The organism is Halobaculum litoreum, assembly GCF_030127125.1.
GTDB lineage: Archaea > Halobacteriota > Halobacteria > Halobacteriales > Haloferacaceae > Halobaculum > Halobaculum litoreum.
This window is the reverse complement of sequence record NZ_CP126156.1, coordinates 338,542-354,411: the sequence shown is the minus strand read 5'-3', so window position 1 is coordinate 354,411 and position 15,870 is coordinate 338,542. Positions and strand designations below refer to the sequence as shown.

Sequence of the window (15,870 nt, the reverse complement as noted above, 5' to 3'; positions counted from 1 at the left end):
TCCGGCCGGGCGACACGCGCACCTTTTTGCGCGCTCCCGCCGCCGCTCCTGCATGAGCGACACGGACACCGTCTCGGCGATCTTCGACCCGGACCTGTGGGAGCCGGTCGACGGCAGCGACGCGTTCGACGACATCACCTACCACCGCGCGGTCGACTCGCCGACCGTCCGCATCGCGTTCGACCGCCCCGGGAAACGCAACGCGTTCCGCCCCGGCACCGTCGACGAACTGTACGCCGCGCTCGACCACGCCCGCAAGCGGGCCGACATCGGCTGTGTCCTCCTCACGGGGAACGGCCCCTCCGAGAAGGACGGCGGCTGGGCGTTCTGCTCGGGCGGCGACCAGTCGGTGCGCGGCGAGTCGGGGTACGAGTACCGCGACGACGACGAGGCCGACGAGTCCGACGACGAGTTGGTCCGCGAGGCGAAGGCGGGCCGCCTCCACATCCTCGAAGTCCAGCGGCTCATCCGCTTCATGCCCAAGCCCGTCGTGGCCGTCGTGCCGGGGTGGGCGGTCGGCGGCGGCCACTCCCTGCACGTGGTCTGTGACCTCACGCTCGCGAGCGACGAGCACGCGAAGTTCCTCCAGACGGACCCCGACGTGGCGAGCTTCGACGGCGGGTTCGGCTCCGCGTACCTCGCGAAGCAGGTCGGCCAGAAGAAGGCGCGCGAGGTGTTCTTCCGCGGGAAGACGTACTCCGCCGCGGAGGCGGTGGACATGGGGATGGCGAACGAGGCGATCCCCCACGAGGAACTGGAGGACGTGGCGCTGGAGTGGGCCGACGAGATGACGAGCAAGTCGCCGACGGCGATGCGGATGCTGAAGTTCGCGTTCAACATGACCGACGACGGGATGGTCGGCCAGCAGGTGTTCGCCGGCGAGGCGACGCGGCTGGCGTACATGACGCCGGAGGCGCAGGAGGGGCGCGACGCGTTCCTCGAGGGGCGCGAGCAGGACTTCTCGCAGTTCCCCTGGCACTACTGAGCCGTCGCCGCGACGACCGGGAAGCCCACCCTTCTTGCCCCGCCCGCCCCACCTCCCGACAATGAGTACGGAGACGGGGCAGGCGGACATCTCCAGACGCGAGGCGTGGGTGATCGCCGCCCGCCCGCAGACGCTGCCGGCCGCGCTGGCGCCGGTGCTCGTCGGCACCGGACTGGCGGTCCGCGACGGCGTGTTCGCGCCGCTGCCCGCGCTGGTCGCGCTCGTCGGCGCGGCGCTGATCCAGATCGGCACGAACTTCGCGAACGACTACTACGACGCCGAGAAGGGCGCCGACACCGCGGACCGTCAGGGGTTCACCCGCGTCACCGCGGGCGGGCTCATCGAGCCGGCGGAGGTGAAACGCGCGATGTGGCTCACGTTCCTCGCGGCCGTCGTCGTCGGCGCGTACCTCGTCGCCGTCGCCGGCCTCCCCATCATGATCGTCGGCCTCGTCTCGGTGGCGATGGGCGTCGCCTACACGGGCGGCCCGTACCCGCTGGCGTACCACGGGCTCGGCGACGTGTTCGTGTTCGTCTTCTTCGGCCTCGTCGCCGTCACGGGCACCTACTACGTACAGGCCGCGGCCGAGGCGGGCGTCGCGTTCCTCACCCTCGTCCCCGGCCCGGAGCTGGTGCCGCCCGCGGCGCTGGTCGCCTCGCTTCCGATCGCCGCCGTCTCGACGAACATCCTCGTCGTCAACAACCTCCGGGACCGCGAGGAGGACGCCGAGACGGGCAAGAACACGCTCACGGTCCGCTTCGGCTACGGCTTCTCGCGGGCGCAGTTCGTCCTCCTCCTCGGGATGGCGTACACGGTCCCGGTCGTGTTCTGGCTGTCGACGGGCGACCTCACGACGCTGCTGCCGCTCGCGACGCTCCCGCTGGCCGTGCCGCTGACGCGGACGGTGCTGACCGAGACCGCGGGCGACGTGCTGAACCCCGCGCTGGAGCGGACCGGGAAGCTGCTCGCGGCGTTCGCCGCGCTGTTCGCGGTCGGGCTGGCGTTCTGATGTCGGGGTTCGGCCTCGACCCGGCCGACGCGCGGCTGCGGCTCGTCGAGCGCACGCTCCCGCTGCGCTCGCCCCTCGGCACCGCGACGGGGAGATCGACGAGCGCCGGGTGGCGATCGTCGCGCTGGAGGGGCGTTCGCCGACGGGCGCCCGTGCCGCGGCGTGGGCGAGGCCGCCCCGCTCCCGCCGTGGACGGAGCCGGCGGAGGCGTGTCTCGCCGCGCTCCGCGGGGCCCGCGCGGCCGTCGACCGGGACGAGCCGGTGGCGGTCGACGACCTCCCTCCGGCGGCCGCCCACGCGCTGTCGCTGGCGGTCGCCGACGCGACGGCGCGCCGCGACGGCCGACCGCTGGCCGCCTCGCTGGCCGCCGAGGCGGGGCTCGACGCCCCGGCGACGGCGGTCCCGGTCAACGCGACCGTCGGCGACGGGAGCGTCGACGAGACGGTGGCGGCCGCCGAGGCCGCCGTCGCCGACGGGTTCGACTGCCTGAAGTGCAAGGTCGGCGCCCGCGGCGTCGCCGAGGACGTCGACCGCCTCCGGGCCGTCCGCGACGCGGTCGGCGACGCCGTCGGGCTCCGGGCGGACGCGAACGGCGCGTGGCGTCGCGAGGAGGCCGAACGCGCCGTCGACGCGCTCGGCGGCGTCGCGTTGGAGTACCTCGAACAGCCGGTCGCCGCCGGCGACCACGGGGCGCTCCGCGCGCTCCGCGGTCGCGGCGTCCCCATCGCCGTCGACGAGGCGGTGAACGCCCCGAGCGGGGCGGAGGGGTGGCCCGACCCGGTCGAGGACACGCGGACGTGGCCGTCCTCAAGCCGATGGCGCAGGGCGGGCCGGGGGCGACCGTCGCCGCGGCGCGCCGCCTCGCCGACCGCGGCGTCGACACGGTCGTCACCACGACGATCGACGCCGCCGTCGCACGCGCCGCCGCCGTCCACGTCGCCGCCGCGGTCCCCGGCGGGGGCGACCGCGCACACGGCCTCGCGACCGGCGGGCTGTTGGCGCGGGGCGTCGTCGACGACGACCCCGCGCCGGTCGCCGACGGACGGATCGCCGTTCCGGCGGGACCGGGCGTCGCGGGCGAGGCGTTCGACGGCGTGGTGTGAGCCGCCCGCGGCGGGCTACGCCGACTCCTCGGCCACCTCGACGACGCCGACCATGCCGAGGTTCCGGTGGGGCGTGCAGTAGTACTTCGTGACGCCGGGCTCCCGGAACTCGTGGGAGAACGTCTGACCCTCGGAGGCGTAGTAGTTGCTCTCGAACCCGCCGTCCTCGGCGACGACGTTGTGGCGGCTCCCCATCCCGGTCCACTCCCAGACGACGGTCGTGCCGGGCGAGACGCGGACGGCGACGGGGTCGAACGCGAAGCCGTCGCCCGTGCCGACGGCGACGGTCACCTCGGCGTTCCCGGTGCGGTCGACGGCCTCGCCGTCGAAGCCGGCGGCGTCCGCGAGGTAGCCGTTGTACGGCCCCGAGTCGGTCTCGGCGCCCCCGCCGGAGCAGCCGGCCAGCGCCGCGACGCCGCCCGCCCCGACGGCCGCGAGGAGGCGTCTGCGTGTCGGGCGTGCGGGACCGGCGTCGGGCGTCCGGTCGGTCGGATCGCTCATACCCTCCTGGAGGGGCGCGCGGGCTTTGACCCCACCGGCTCCGGCCCGGGGGCGCCCGCGGAGCGTTCGGGAGACGGCGGCGACCTACGTGAACGTCCGGGAAAGACTTTAGCCGCGACCGTCCTTCCGGTGTGGTGGCATGACAAACCTCGTCACGCACGTCGGTTCGACCGTCGAGGACCACCCCGGCGAGACCGCCGTCTCGTTCAAGGGGACCGACATCGCCTACCGGGAGCTGTGGGGGCAGACGGGCGCGTTCGCGTCCGGGCTGGCCGACGCCGGCGTCGAGGCCGGCGGCCGCGTCGGCATCTACCTGCCGAACCTCCCGCAGTTCGTGGTCGGGTTCCACGGCACGCTGCGCGCGGGCGGGGTCGTCGTTCCCATGAACCCGCAGTACAAGGCCCGGGAGATCGAACACATGCTCTCCGACTCCGGCGCGGAGGTCGTCGTCACGCTTCCGGACCTCGCCGGACACGTCGCGGAGGTACGCGACGAGACGGACGTCCACACGGTCGTGACGGTCGGCGAGGCCGTCGAGGGCACCGTCTCCTTCGAGGAGTTCTGCGGCGCCCCGGAGTTCGACACCGTCGCCCGCGCGGACGACGACATCGCCTGCCAGCCGTACACTTCCGGCACCACGGGCACCCCGAAGGGCGTCCTCCTCACCCACGACAACCTCGCGTCGAACGCCGAGATGTCGGCGTCGCTCGTCCCGGGCGGCATCTCGACGGACGACCGCCAGCTGGGCGTGCTCCCGCTGTTCCACATCTACGGCATGACCGTCGTGATGAACGCGACGCTGTTCGACGGCGGCGCCTACTACCCCCCTGCCCGCGTGGGACGCCCAGCAGGCGTTCGACCTCATCGAGTCGGCGGAGTTGACGATGATGCACGGGGTGCCCGCGATGTACAACGACATGATCAACCAGCCCGACGCCGCCGAGCGCGACCTCTCCAGCCTCCGGCTGTGTGGCGTCGGCGGGTCGGGCATCCCCGTCGAGGTGTTGCGCCGCTTCGAGGAGCTGTTCGACGCGAAGATCTACGAGGGGTACGGGCTCACCGAGACCAGCCCGGTCACTCACTTCAACACACCCGGGAAGGGCCGCCGGGTCGGCTCCATCGGCAAGACGCTGCCGGGCGTCTCCGCGATGATCGTCGACCACGACTTCGAGCAGGTGCCGCCGGTCGACGAGGGGCCCGTCGACGAGGAGGACGTCGACCTCGACGACATCACCGGCGAGGTCGTCGTCAGCGGGCCGAACGTGATGCAGGGGTACCACGACCGCCCGGACGCCAACGAGGAGGTGTTCACCGAGTGGGACGGGAAGCGCTGGTTCCACACCGGCGACATCGGCTACCACGACGCGGACGGCTACTTCTACATCGTCGACCGCGAGAAGCACATGATCAACACCGCGGGGTACAACGTCTACCCGCGCGAGGTCGAGGAGTTGTTGTTCGAGCACGAGGCGGTCGCCGACGCGGCCGTCGTCGGCATCCCCGACGACCGGCGCGGGGAGACGGTGAAGGCGTTCGTCGTCCCCAAGCCGGGGACGGACGTGACGCCCGAGGCGATCAAGCAGTTCTGCCTCGACAACCTCGCGGAGTACAAACACCCCCGCGAGGTGGAGTTCGTCGAGGAACTGCCGCGGACGACGACCGGGAAGGTCCAGAAGTTCGAACTGCGCGGCGAGTAGGCGGTCCCGCCGGCCGAGCCGCACCAGCCACCCCCGACGCGCCCGCCGCGGCGAAGTGACGGGGAAACGGCCATAACCCGGGGCCACGACGCCCCGGTATGGCAGACGTCACCGAGTTCTCCGACGGTATCGTGCGGCTCGAACGCGACGACGACGGGGTCGCGACCGTCCGCCTGAACGACCCCGACAAGCGCAACGCCCTGTCGGTCGCGATGACCGACGGCATCGAGGCCGCCCTCGACGCCATCGAGGGCGGCGACACCCGCTGTGTCGTCGTCGAGGGCGCCGGCCCGGCGTTCTGCGCGGGCGGTGACATCTCCTCGATGCTGGAGCGACAGGCCTCCGACGCGCCCGTCGACCACGCCGTCCGCCACGTCATCCAGGACATCGGCCGCTGTGTGAAGCGGCTGTACGAGTGCGAGTTCCCGACCGTCGCGACGGTCGACGGCGCGGCGTTCGGCGCGGGCGCGAACCTCGCCATCGCCTGCGACGTGACCGCGCTCCACGAGGACGCCCAGATCGGCTTCGGCTTCCGCGAGGTCGGCCTCGCGGTCGACTCGGGCACCTCCTACCTCCTCCCGAAGCTCGTCGGCGAGAACGTCGCCAAGGAACTCGTCTACACGGGCGAACTCCTGAGCGCCGAGCGCGCGGCGGAGTTGGGCGTCGTCAACCACGCGGTGCCGGACGACCAGTTCGACGCGAAGGTCTCGATGCTGGTCGACCGCATCGCGTCGGGGCCGACCGTCGCCTTGCGCACCTCGAAGCGGCTCCTCCGCTCGGAGTTCGCGACGCTCGGGGAGGCGATCGAACACGAGGCCGGCGCGCAGGCGGCCGTCTTGGAGTCCGAGGACCACGCCGAGGGCGTCGACGCGTTCACCGACAAGCGCCAGCCGGAGTTCGACGGCCGGTAGCTCGGTCGGTCGGCGGCGGCGCGCCCGGTGTGGCCCGTCGTTCGCCCGGCCTGGGCGAGGCCGCACTGGTGACAAGCGAAACGTAGAAAGGGGAACCCGAGAACCGTGCTTGCATGACCGAGTACACGGTGGAGTTCGTCGGCACCGGCGAGACGATCGAGGTGTCCGACAAGCAGACCATCCTGAACGCCTGCATCGAGGAGGGGATCGCACAGGAGTACTCCTGTCGCGTCGGGATGTGTCTGGCCTGTACCGCCGAGATCGTCGAGGGGGAGGTCGCGCAGGACGCCGCCGTCGCCCGCGCGCTCACCGAGGAGGAAGCGGAGACGTACGCGCTGACGTGCATGGCGCGCGCGCAGTCGGACCTGAAGCTCGACCGCGGGAAGTACCCGCCGAGCATCGAACAGGACGCCGCCGCGGCCGACGCCGCCGCGGCGGACGACGACTGACGGGTGACGGGCGTCTGACGAGCGGACGCGACGCCGGAACTGGTTTCACGGTGGCTACGAACGGGAGGACGTGAATCGAACCCGGGCGGCGCGCCTGAGTCCCGCCCTGCTGGCGGCGTCGATCCTCTGTCTGGCGGTCCTCCACGTCCGGCTCGACCGCGACGACGTGTTCGTCGAGGCGGCCGAGGCGTCGATCCTGCTGGTGTTCGCGCTCGCGCTCGTGTTCGTCACGTGGCGCACCGTCCGGGAGTCGTTCGACGCCGAGCGGGTGTGGCGGATCGTCGCGACGGGGCTACTCACGGGGGTGGTCGTCGGCTCGCTGTCGGCGCTGTACCTCGGCGCGCGCCGGGTGACGAACGAGCCCATCACCGAGGCGTGGTTCATCGTCTCGATCGGGTGGAGCCTGGGGGCCAGCGCGGGGTCGCTGGTGGGCTACTACGTGCAGCGCGTCCACGACGAGCGTGCCGCACAGGTCCGGGTCGCGGGACGGTTGACCGTCCTCCAGCGGGTGCTCCGGCACAACATCCGCAACGAGGTGACGATCGTCCGCGGCATCGCGGAGGGGGCGATGGCGGCGACCGACGACGAGACCGTCGAGCGCGACCTCGAACGGCTCAGCGAGCACGTCGACCGGGTGTACGGGCTCTCCGAGAAGGCACAGACGCTCGCGAACCTCTGGAACGACACGGGCGTCGTCGACACGGACCTCGGGGCGGTGGCGCGCGAGGAGGTGTCGTGGTTCCGGGAGACGTACCCGGAGGCGACGGTGACGGTGTCGACCGACGACGACGCGTGGGCGAAAGCGCACCGCGACGCCGCCGCCGCCGTCCACGAGACGCTCGAGAACGTCGCCGTCCACAACGACCCGGCCACGGTGTCGGTCGCGGTGCGCGTCGAGCGCGTCGGGGACTGGGTCGCCGTCGAGGTCGTCGACGACGGGTCGAGCGTCCCCGAGGAGGAGCTCGCGGCGATCCGCGCGACCCGGGAGCTCCCGCTCCAGCACGTCACCGGGCTCGGCCTGTGGGTGATCTACTGGATCGTCGAACTGTCCGACGGCGAACTGGAGATGGACAACCGCGAGCCGTCCGGCGTCAGCGTGCGGATGCGGTTCCCGGCCGCCCCCGACGCCCGGAGCGACCCCACGCCGGCGGACGCCGAGTCGGCGTGAGCCGGTAGCGCCCGGGGCCGTGGGGGTCGCCGTGGCCCCGGCGACGGCGACGCCGTGATCCGTGAGCCGGCGCGCGCGAGGGCGTGAGACCGGCGCCGCGGCCGGATCAGTTCACCGCACAGTTGTTGGGCCCGAGCTCCGCCTCGAACGCCTCGTCGTCGGTCATCGACGCGCGCCCGAGGTTCGTCGCCACGATCCGCTCGTGGTTGGCGGGCCGCGGCGGCAGCGAGGAGGCGACGCGCTCGACGAACGCCTCGCGGTCGAGCCCGAGCACGTCGAGGTCGCGCACCGCGGCCAGCGGCGCGGCGTAGCCGTCGCCCCGGGCGTCCGCGAGGTCGGCGAAGTGGCCCGGCGCGACGAGCGTGTCCTCCGGGAGCGCGAGCAGGCGGTCGTGGAGGGAGTCGTACCCCCGTTCGGCGAGGTCGCGCGCCCCCGCGTCGCCCGCCTCCAAGTCGGGGCGGCCGACGCTCCGGAGGAACAGCGCGTCGCCCGTGAACAGGACGTCGCCCGCGTCCGGGTCGTCGCGGTGGAGCCGCAGACACGTCAGCTCGCTCGTGTGGCCCGGCGCGTGGACCGCCGAGACGGCGGCGTCGCCGACGCGGAGCGTGTCGCCGTCCGCGAGGAGGCGGGGTTCGAACGCGAGGCCGCGCTCGGTCGCGCCCGCCGGGAGCACCGCCTCGGCGTCGCCGTCGGTCGCCTCGCGTACGGCGCGGATCCCGCTGACGTGGTCGGCGTGGACGTGCGTGTCGACGGCGTAGCGGAGGGTCGCACCGTACTCGGCGGCGTCGGCGACGTAGCGGTCGGCGAACGCCCGGAGCGGGTCGACGACGAGCGCCTCGCGGTCGTCGCCGCGGCCCGCGACGACGAGGTGCGCGAGGCACCCGGAGGACGGGCGCTGGTACTGGACCACCGTGAGGTCGCCGCGCCGGACGAGCGGCTCGGCGAGGTACGTCTCGGCCCACGCGTCCATGCCGCCCGCGAGGTTCACCGCGTCGACGCCGGCGTCGGCCAGCCGGGTCGCCACGTCGGCGCTGGCCGCGCCGCGCCCGCAGACGACGACGATCGGCTCGGGGAGGTCGTCCGGGAGCGGGGCCGTCGGCTCGCCGCGCGCGCCGGCGGCGACGAACTGGACGTGGGCGACCTGCCGGGCGACGACGCCGCGGCCGTCGACGTGCCACGCCTCGAACTCGGGGCGGTCGCGCACGTCGAGGACGGAGACGTGCCCGCCGTCGCGCAGCAGTCGCGCGAGCGTCTCGGGGGCGACCTCGCCGCCGGGGTCGCCGCCGAGGCCGCCCGCCGCGGCGTCGGCCGGGGGCCGCGACCGGGGTCGTGGTCGGTCACGGCCGCCTCACTCCCGCGGCTCGAACGCGTGGCGGACGACCTCGCTGTCGTCGTCCCACTCGAAGGAGTCGTGGACGCGTTCGAGCCGCCGTTTGTACGCCGCGAGGTCCTCGGAGCCCTCCGCGCGGGCGTCCTCGTCGGTGAGGTCGCCCAGCGTGCGACGGTCGATCGCCGTCACCTCGAACGTCGTGCCGTCGATCTCGAAGGTGTCGCCCTCCTCGGCGTAGGCGTGCCCGCGGTGGAGTTGGGTGAGCCGTCCCTCGATCGCCTGCTGTCGGACGTGCTCGTTCGGCAGGATCTCGCCGGCGTCGATCTGTGCCATACGCGTTCGGTGGTGTCGCTCGGGGGAAACGTTAACGCCGCCCTCGTCGACCGATCGGACATGGACGGCGAGACGTTCCGCGAGGCGGTGGCGGGCGCGAAGGCGACCGAGTTGGACCGCCTCGGCTCGAACAAGCTCCTGATCGCGCTCACCGACGCGACGCTGGAGCCGACGGCGGTGTTGACCGCGGCGGCCGACTCCGAGCACGCCGCCCACACGACGTTCGCCGGGTGGGCCGACGACGAGACGGACGACGCGGCCCGCGAGCTGTTCGCGTGGCTGGCCGACCGCGAGCGCGACCACCGCGAGCGCGTGCTCGACTCGCTGGCGGCGCTGGACGGCGACCACGACCCCGCCGACGGCGGCGCGATGCACACGTACCTCCGGGCCCGCGAGGACGCCGTCGAGCGCGTCGCCGCCGGGACCGTCGGGCGTGGCCTCGTCAGCGACCGCACCCACCTCCAGATCGTCTCGTTCTTCGTCAACGAGGGGGACGAGCGGCGGGCGGACCTCTTTCGCGACCTCCGCGCGGAGACCGAGGCGGAGCTCGACCGGGGGGTCGCGCTCCTCGACGACCTGTGTGCCGACGAGGACGACTGGGAGCGCGCGCGGATGGTCGCCGAGTACGTGGTGCAGATCGCGTACGACGACTACGCCGACGCGCTGGCTGGGATGGGGATCGACGTGAAGCCGGTGTGTTGAACGCGTCCGTGGCCGCCGTGTGACCACGTGATCGATAGCGGTCTGCGGCCGCGACCGCGACGATCCGGATCCGAGGTGACCACCGTGCGACCGCTCGCGCGGCTCCGATCGGTCGTGACCCGTCGCCGTGAACCCGTCCCTCGTCGCGCGCCCCGCACGGTCCCGCGACCGGGGAGCCGCGACCGATGGCCCGTTACGAATCTCGAAACCGCGGCGACACCGGACAGCATCACCGTGCAAAACCGCAGGCAAGCGGCGGGATCGTCGAGCCGAGCGATTGAAGGGACGCGCCGACGCCGTATCGATCGATGCGACACGACCACCTCCTCTCGGCGGGCCAGCTCACCCGGGAGGACATCGAGGCCGTGCTGGACCGAGCGGCCGAACTCGACGCCGACCCGGACGCCGCCGCCGGCCGCTACGACGACACCCTGCTGGCGCTGTGCTTCTTCGAGCCGAGCACGCGCACCAAGATGTCGTTCGACACCGCGATGAAGCGCCTCGGCGGCGACACCGTCGACATGGGGACGGTGGAGTCGTCGTCGGTGAAGAAGGGGGAGTCGCTGGCCGACACCGTCCGCGTCATCGAGGGGTACGCCGACGGCATCGTCCTCCGCCACCCCAGCGAGGGGGCGGCCAAGCTCGCCTCCCAGTTCGTCGACGTGCCGGTCGTCAACGCCGGCGACGGCGCCGGGCAACACCCGAGTCAGACCCTGCTCGACCTGTACACGATGCGCGAGCGCGCCGGGCTCGACGACCTGACGGTCGGGATCATGGGCGACCTGAAGTACGGGCGGACGGTCCACTCGCTCGCGTCGGCGCTCACCGAGTTCGACGCCCGGATGCACTTCGTCAGCCCGGAGTCGCTGCGGCTCCCCCGGAGCGTCCAGTTCGACCTCCACGACGCCGGCGCCCGGCTCCGCGAACACACCGACCTCGACGAGGTGCTCCCGGAGCTGGACGTGCTGTACGTCACGCGCATCCAGCGCGAGCGCTTCCCCGACGAGAACGAGTACCAGAAGGTCGCGGGCCAGTACCGCATCGACGCCGAGACCCTCGAAGCCGCCCGCGACGACCTCACCGTGATGCACCCGCTGCCGCGCGTCGACGAGATCGCGCCCGACGTCGACGACAGCGAGTACGCCGCCTACTTCGCGCAGGCCCACAACGGCGTCCCGGTGCGGATGGCGCTGCTCGACGGACTGCTCGCCGGGGACGGCGCCGCCGACGACCCGGTCGCGACCGACGGGGGTGGCCGATGAGCGAGCCGGAACGCGAACTGCGCGTCTCGAAGATCCGCGACGGCACCGTCATCGACCACATCACCGGCGGGCAGGCGCTGAACGTGCTCGCGATCCTCGGCATCGACGGCGACGAGGGCGTCGGCGTCTCCATCGGGATGAACGTCCCCTCGGACAAACTGGGGACGAAGGACGTGGTGAAGGTGGAGGACCGCGAACTGAGCCAGGGCGAGGTCGACGTGCTGTCGCTGCTCGCGCCGGAGGCGACGGTCAACATCGTGCGCGAGTTCGAGGTGGTCGACAAGAAGCGCGTCGAGCGTCCCGAGCGCGTCGTCGGCCTGCTCACCTGCCCGAACCACAACTGCATCACGAACGCCGACGAGCCCGTCGAGTCCGCGTTCGGGGTCGTCGACGACGGCGTCCGCTGTGAGTTCTGCGGCGAGATCGTCCGCGAGGACATCGGCGACCACCTCGCGGTCCACTGACCGACCGGGTCGAGTATCGGTTCCGATACCCGGGGCGCTTCCGTTAAATCCCGACGGGGATCTCACCCGCATAGCGCCGAAGCAGATCAACCCATGTTCGAATTCATCACGGACGAGGAAGAGCGCGGGCAGGTCGGTATCGGGACGCTCATCGTGTTCATCGCGATGGTGCTGGTGGCGGCGATCGCCGCCGGCGTCCTGATCAACACCGCGGGCTTCCTCCAGAGCAAGTCGCAAGAGACCGGCCAACAGAGCAGTAAACAGGTCAGCAACCGCCTCCAAGAGGTCGTCACGACCGGGTCGGTCAACACCAACAGCAGCGACAGCATCCCGGACGACACGATCGAGCAGGTGAACGTGACGGTGACGCAGGCGCCGGGCGCCGGCGAGATCGACCTCTCGAACGCGACGATCAACTGGATCGGCCCGCAGGGGACCGAGACGCTGACGCACAACAGCTCCGGCGAGGCCGGCTGGCAGTTCAACACGACCGCGGTGAAGAACACGGACGACTCCGACACCGTGCTCAACGACGCGGACGACCGCTTCAACATCGAGTTCGACCTCACGCTGAGCGACTCGCCGGCGGCGCTGGGCGAGGGCGAGGAGGTCACGATCAAGATCAACACGATGTCGGGCGCGACCACGAGCATCCGCTTCACGACCCCCGAGTCGCTCGGGCAGAAGGAAGCCGTCGAGCTGTAGGCGCGTTCCCCCCTCTCTCGGTTCCGTTTTCGCGACCGTCACGACCGGCCGGCGAGCGGCGGCGACCCGCGGCGCTTCGGAAACGTCTATTCGCCTCCGGCGTACACACACACGGTCGTGACCGCGTTCGACGCCGCCGACGACGACGACCGTCGCGAGGAGCCGTCGCGAGCCTCCGACCCGCTCGCGCCAGACAGCGACCCGGCGGACCTGCTCGACACGATGCTGCGAGCGGGCGTGCTGACGGCGGGCGAGGACGGCGACGCGTTGTACCTCACCGACGCGTTCGAGGCGGCCTGGACCGACGAGATGGAGCGCCTCCGGGCGCTCGAGCCCGAGGAACTGATCGAGGTGACCGCGCGGGCGGTCCCGTTCGAGGCCGAGGGCGAACGCGCCTACGGCGGGATCCGGGTCGAGGGCGAGGCGGGCGTCGCCTGGCTCCGACCCGCGGACGCCATCGCCGACGTGGCCGCCGTGCTCGCGATGGAGTCGTTCGACGTGCCCGCGGTCGCCCGCGCGCCGGCCGCGACGCCGCTGCGACTGTTCACGCCGGAGTGCCCCGTCTGCGGCGACGACCTCGTCGAACGGCCGTCCGCGGACGGGTACGCCGACGAGATCCCCGGCCGGGACTCCCCGCGGGTCGTGCTGGGCTGTGCCGACTGCGGCGCCGAGGTCCACCGCCACTCCGCCCCGGTCGACGCCGGGGGGACGGACGCCGAATGAGGCGGACCTTCGTCCTCCGTCGGTGTCGGCAACGGCTATGCGGCTCCGGCCGCCACTCCCGGGCGTGAGCGTGCTCGACAGGCTCCGCAGACCGGAGTACACCGGCGCCGACCGGTGTTGGCCCTGCACCGCCGTCAACGCCGCCGCGGTCGCCCTCGCGGGCGCGGCCGTGGCAGTCGTCTCGATCCCCGCGGCGCTGCTCGTGCTCGCGGCGGGCGCGGCGCTGATCGCCGTCCGCGGCTACGTCGTCCCCGGAACCCCCGCGTTCGCGCCGCGGCTGGTGCGCGCCGCCGGGCTGGCGCCGTACTTCGCCCACGTCGGCGCCGACGACGCCGGCGGCTCCCCGGACCGGGAGTCCGACGACCTCGCGGTCGGGGACCACGACCCGGCGGAGCTGCTCGGCGCGATGCTGGAGGCCGGGGTGGTGACCGAGGGGAGCGACGGCGACCTCCACCTGACGGACGGGTTCGAGACGGCGTGGACCGACGAGATGGAGCGACTCCGGGCGCTCGACGACGACGCGCTGGCGGCCGCGACCGCCGACGCCGTCCCCTTCGAGGCGGAGGGGTCGACGCGGTTCGACGGGGTCGCCGTCGAGGGGGACGCCGGGGCGGTGTGGCTCCGCCCCGTCCACGCCGTCGCCGACGTGGCGGCGGTCCGCGCGATGGAGCGCGTCGGGGTGGCCGAACCGGTCCGCGCGCCCGCGGCGTCGCCGTTGCGGCTGTTCCTCCCGGCGTGCCCGGCGTGTGGCGGGTCGCTCGCGGAGACGACCGTCGCGGACGGCTGCTGCGGCGGGACGATGAACCCCGGCGAGACGCCGACCCGCCGGGTGGTGGCGTGCGAGGACTGCGGCGCGGCGGTCCGCGACCTTGGCGCGGTCGGCGTCGACGAGGAGCGGCCGACCGACTGAGGCCGCCCGGCCGCGCCGTCGGGGCGCCCGCCGCCCTCGCGACCCGCCCTCGATCCCGCCGCCGGGGGCGGAAACGATTAGTGCCCGCCGCCAGAAGGGCGGGGTATGTCCGGAAAGTCCAAGCTCGTCGTGTTGTTCGGTGTCGTCGTCCTCCTGTACGTGCTGTTCAGCTCAGACACCGAACCCGTCGAGGTCGAAGTCGAGACCGAGGAGTAACCGAATCCGTCCGCGCCGGTGCGTCGCCGGCGCCCCGCGACCGGTTTTCCGAAACACGTACCCTCCCGAGCGGCCAAGTCGCGGTATGACCGAGTACGGCGTCGTCACCCGCAACGCCGAGGAGGTTGAGTGGCCCGAGTTCGACCGCGGGTTCTACGAGGTGAAGGACGTGACCGGTCGGTCGGCCGAGCCGCTCGCGACCGCCGTGAACATGGTGTCGTGTTTCGGCGACAACGCCGCCGCCGAGGCGACGCCCGACCTCGTCCCGGTCGACGAGGCGGGGCGGCCGGCCACCCGCGACCGCACGTACTTCGACTGGGCGTACATCTGTCCCACCCACGAGGAGTACCGCCGCGGCCTCCTCGAGATCGTCGCGGACTGCGCGGCCGTCAACGACGACGTCCGCCTCGACGACGTGGGGTTCCCCCGGCAGGGGTTCTGTCACTGCGACCGGTGCGAGCGGCGGTTCGCGGACAGCGAGTTCGACGACTGGGAGGCGTGGCGCGCGTCGGTGATCACCGAGTTCGTCGCCGCGGCGACCGACCGGATCCCCGGGCGGGTGTACCTCACGCTCTACCCCGACCCGTACCCGGGCCACCTGTACGAGCGGGCGGGGCTGGACCTGGAGGCGCTGGCCGAGTACGTCGACGAGTTCGTCGTCCCGCTGTACGACACCCACTACGGGACGACGTACTGGCTGGAGACGATCGCGAAGGGGTTCGAGAGCCGGCTGGCCGACCTGGACGTCGAGTTCTCCGTCGAACTGTACGCCGTGAACGTCGACATCGACGACCTGAACCACGCCGCGGAGGTCGCGGCGGCGTACGGGAGGGACGTGTTCTTCGGGTACGACGCGAGCCAGGCGGTGGCGGCGCTGCGGCGGCTGAAGGCGGACGCGCGCGAGGGGAAGGAGTACGGAGCCGGCGGGTCCGACGGGCCATAACGGGACGGACTCGGCCGGCCGCCGGGCTCGGGGCCGTCGTCGTGCTCCTCGGCTCGTCGTGACGACCGGCCGTCTCGCGTCCGCGCCCGTCGTCGCCGGCGACGACGACGCGGCGCGGACCCGGGGAGGGGCCGTCGGTCCTCGGTCCCGCGGAGGGACGGCTACGCGCCGGGGTCGCTCGCGGCGACGCGGCCGTCGCCGCGAACCGTCACGTCGTGGCCGTGGTACCGAAAGCTGATCGTCGAGTCGGAGGTCGCGACGCGCAGCACCGCCCCCAGCGCGTCGGGGTCGACGACGCCGACGAGCGGGGACAGCGCCAGCGGTTCGGTCCCCGACGCCCGCGCGACCGCCTCCACGACGGCGTCGACGACGGTGTCCGGGTCCGCGGGGTCACAGCGTACTACCTCGCCGGCGTGTGCCGGGGGGCGTTCGGAGTCGCTCCCGTGTTCCATGCCCACC

Annotated in this window: 17 protein-coding genes and 1 pseudogene; 14 read left to right on the top strand and 4 right to left on the bottom strand. The window is 72.8% G+C overall.

Annotated features, from left to right (window positions below; translation table 11 throughout):
* Positions 1 to 52: 52 nt before the first annotated feature.
* The 3 genes from P0R35_RS01880 to P0R35_RS01870 all read left to right on the top strand — a co-directional run bounded on the left by P0R35_RS01880 (position 53) and on the right by P0R35_RS01870 (position 3,179).
* Entirely contained in the window at positions 53 to 985 is a 933-nt protein-coding gene (locus P0R35_RS01880) for a 1,4-dihydroxy-2-naphthoyl-CoA synthase (protein ID WP_284013568.1), read from the top strand.
* Positions 986 to 1,046: 61 nt separating this feature from the next.
* Entirely contained in the window at positions 1,047 to 1,994 is a 948-nt protein-coding gene (locus P0R35_RS01875; RefSeq protein ID WP_284013567.1) for a 1,4-dihydroxy-2-naphthoate polyprenyltransferase, read from the top strand.
* A gap of 162 nt (positions 1,995 to 2,156) precedes the next feature.
* On the top strand, positions 2,157 to 3,179 hold the full coding sequence (locus tag P0R35_RS01870) for an enolase C-terminal domain-like protein (protein WP_321170441.1): 1,023 nt from the start codon (positions 2,157 to 2,159) through the stop codon (positions 3,177 to 3,179).
* Here the strand turns inward: P0R35_RS01870 and P0R35_RS01865 are convergent.
* Positions 3,113 to 3,598: a halocyanin domain-containing protein gene (locus tag P0R35_RS01865; RefSeq protein WP_284013566.1), complete on the bottom strand. Its 486-nt coding sequence runs from the start codon at positions 3,596 to 3,598 to the stop codon at positions 3,113 to 3,115. The two genes, P0R35_RS01870 and P0R35_RS01865, sit on opposite strands and share 67 nt — an antisense overlap.
* 139 nt (positions 3,599 to 3,737) lie before the next feature.
* On the opposite strand from P0R35_RS01865, the pseudogene P0R35_RS16350 reads away from it, so the two are divergent.
* The 4 genes and pseudogenes from P0R35_RS16350 to P0R35_RS01840 all read left to right on the top strand — a co-directional run bounded on the left by P0R35_RS16350 (position 3,738) and on the right by P0R35_RS01840 (position 7,823).
* Positions 3,738 to 5,295 (top strand): annotated as a pseudogene (locus tag P0R35_RS16350) (long-chain-fatty-acid--CoA ligase).
* Positions 5,296 to 5,393: 98 nt separating this feature from the next.
* Positions 5,394 to 6,206 (top strand): enoyl-CoA hydratase/isomerase family protein, encoded by an 813-nt coding sequence (locus tag P0R35_RS01850; protein ID WP_284013564.1) that lies wholly within the window; start codon positions 5,394 to 5,396, stop codon positions 6,204 to 6,206.
* A 113-nt stretch (positions 6,207 to 6,319) separates the two neighbouring features.
* Positions 6,320 to 6,655, top strand: coding sequence for a 2Fe-2S iron-sulfur cluster-binding protein (locus P0R35_RS01845; protein ID WP_284013563.1), 336 nt, complete (start codon positions 6,320 to 6,322; stop codon positions 6,653 to 6,655).
* Between the two features lie 70 nt (positions 6,656 to 6,725).
* A complete protein-coding gene (locus P0R35_RS01840; RefSeq protein ID WP_284013562.1) occupies positions 6,726 to 7,823 on the top strand; it encodes a sensor histidine kinase in 1,098 nt (365 codons plus the stop codon).
* A gap of 106 nt (positions 7,824 to 7,929) precedes the next feature.
* On the opposite strand, the gene P0R35_RS01835 is transcribed toward P0R35_RS01840, so the two are convergent.
* Together P0R35_RS01835 and P0R35_RS01830 are read right to left on the bottom strand one after the other, a co-directional pair.
* Positions 7,930 to 9,027, bottom strand: coding sequence for an MBL fold metallo-hydrolase (locus P0R35_RS01835; RefSeq protein WP_284013561.1), 1,098 nt, complete (start codon positions 9,025 to 9,027; stop codon positions 7,930 to 7,932).
* Between the two features lie 144 nt (positions 9,028 to 9,171).
* On the bottom strand, positions 9,172 to 9,486 hold the full coding sequence (locus P0R35_RS01830; protein ID WP_284013560.1) for an ASCH domain-containing protein: 315 nt from the start codon (positions 9,484 to 9,486) through the stop codon (positions 9,172 to 9,174).
* 60 nt (positions 9,487 to 9,546) lie between these two features.
* On the opposite strand from P0R35_RS01830, the gene P0R35_RS01825 reads away from it, so the two are divergent.
* From P0R35_RS01825 to P0R35_RS01795, 7 genes are all read left to right on the top strand, one after another.
* Complete coding sequence (locus P0R35_RS01825; RefSeq protein WP_284013559.1) at positions 9,547 to 10,188, top strand: ferritin family protein; 642 nt, start codon at positions 9,547 to 9,549, stop codon at positions 10,186 to 10,188.
* Positions 10,189 to 10,496: 308 nt separating this feature from the next.
* Positions 10,497 to 11,450, top strand: a complete 954-nt coding sequence (gene pyrB, locus P0R35_RS01820; protein WP_284013558.1) for an aspartate carbamoyltransferase — start codon at positions 10,497 to 10,499, stop codon at positions 11,448 to 11,450.
* Positions 11,447 to 11,914, top strand: coding sequence for an aspartate carbamoyltransferase regulatory subunit (gene pyrI / locus P0R35_RS01815; RefSeq protein ID WP_284013557.1), 468 nt, complete (start codon positions 11,447 to 11,449; stop codon positions 11,912 to 11,914). The genes pyrB and pyrI overlap by 4 nt, the downstream gene beginning before the upstream one ends.
* A gap of 93 nt (positions 11,915 to 12,007) precedes the next feature.
* A complete protein-coding gene (locus P0R35_RS01810) occupies positions 12,008 to 12,619 on the top strand; it encodes a flagellin (protein ID WP_284013556.1) in 612 nt (203 codons plus the stop codon).
* A gap of 117 nt (positions 12,620 to 12,736) precedes the next feature.
* Complete coding sequence (locus P0R35_RS01805; RefSeq protein ID WP_284013555.1) at positions 12,737 to 13,342, top strand: DUF8054 domain-containing protein; 606 nt, start codon at positions 12,737 to 12,739, stop codon at positions 13,340 to 13,342.
* A 64-nt stretch (positions 13,343 to 13,406) separates the two neighbouring features.
* Positions 13,407 to 14,252 (top strand): DUF8054 domain-containing protein, encoded by an 846-nt coding sequence (locus P0R35_RS01800; protein ID WP_284013554.1) that lies wholly within the window; start codon positions 13,407 to 13,409, stop codon positions 14,250 to 14,252.
* 301 nt (positions 14,253 to 14,553) lie between these two features.
* Entirely contained in the window at positions 14,554 to 15,411 is an 858-nt protein-coding gene (locus P0R35_RS01795) for a hypothetical protein (protein ID WP_284013553.1), read from the top strand.
* A 161-nt stretch (positions 15,412 to 15,572) separates the two neighbouring features.
* On the opposite strand, the gene P0R35_RS01790 is transcribed toward P0R35_RS01795, so the two are convergent.
* Complete coding sequence (locus P0R35_RS01790; RefSeq protein WP_284013552.1) at positions 15,573 to 15,863, bottom strand: HalOD1 output domain-containing protein; 291 nt, start codon at positions 15,861 to 15,863, stop codon at positions 15,573 to 15,575.
* Positions 15,864 to 15,870: the final 7 nt, after the last annotated feature.

Coding starts and splice junctions, on each gene's coding strand:
- P0R35_RS01880 (WP_284013568.1), top strand. CDS start 53: ATGAGCGACACGGACACCGTCTCGGCGATCTTCGACCCGGACCTGTGG.
- P0R35_RS01875 (WP_284013567.1), top strand. CDS start 1,047: ATGAGTACGGAGACGGGGCAGGCGGACATCTCCAGACGCGAGGCGTGG.
- P0R35_RS01865 (WP_284013566.1), bottom strand. CDS start 3,598: ATGAGCGATCCGACCGACCGGACGCCCGACGCCGGTCCCGCACGCCCG.
- P0R35_RS01850 (WP_284013564.1), top strand. CDS start 5,394: ATGGCAGACGTCACCGAGTTCTCCGACGGTATCGTGCGGCTCGAACGC.
- P0R35_RS01845 (WP_284013563.1), top strand. CDS start 6,320: ATGACCGAGTACACGGTGGAGTTCGTCGGCACCGGCGAGACGATCGAG.
- P0R35_RS01830 (WP_284013560.1), bottom strand. CDS start 9,486: ATGGCACAGATCGACGCCGGCGAGATCCTGCCGAACGAGCACGTCCGA.
- P0R35_RS01825 (WP_284013559.1), top strand. CDS start 9,547: ATGGACGGCGAGACGTTCCGCGAGGCGGTGGCGGGCGCGAAGGCGACC.
- pyrB (WP_284013558.1), top strand. CDS start 10,497: ATGCGACACGACCACCTCCTCTCGGCGGGCCAGCTCACCCGGGAGGAC.
- pyrI (WP_284013557.1), top strand. CDS start 11,447: ATGAGCGAGCCGGAACGCGAACTGCGCGTCTCGAAGATCCGCGACGGC.
- P0R35_RS01810 (WP_284013556.1), top strand. CDS start 12,008: ATGTTCGAATTCATCACGGACGAGGAAGAGCGCGGGCAGGTCGGTATC.
- P0R35_RS01795 (WP_284013553.1), top strand. CDS start 14,554: ATGACCGAGTACGGCGTCGTCACCCGCAACGCCGAGGAGGTTGAGTGG.
- P0R35_RS01790 (WP_284013552.1), bottom strand. CDS start 15,863: ATGGAACACGGGAGCGACTCCGAACGCCCCCCGGCACACGCCGGCGAG.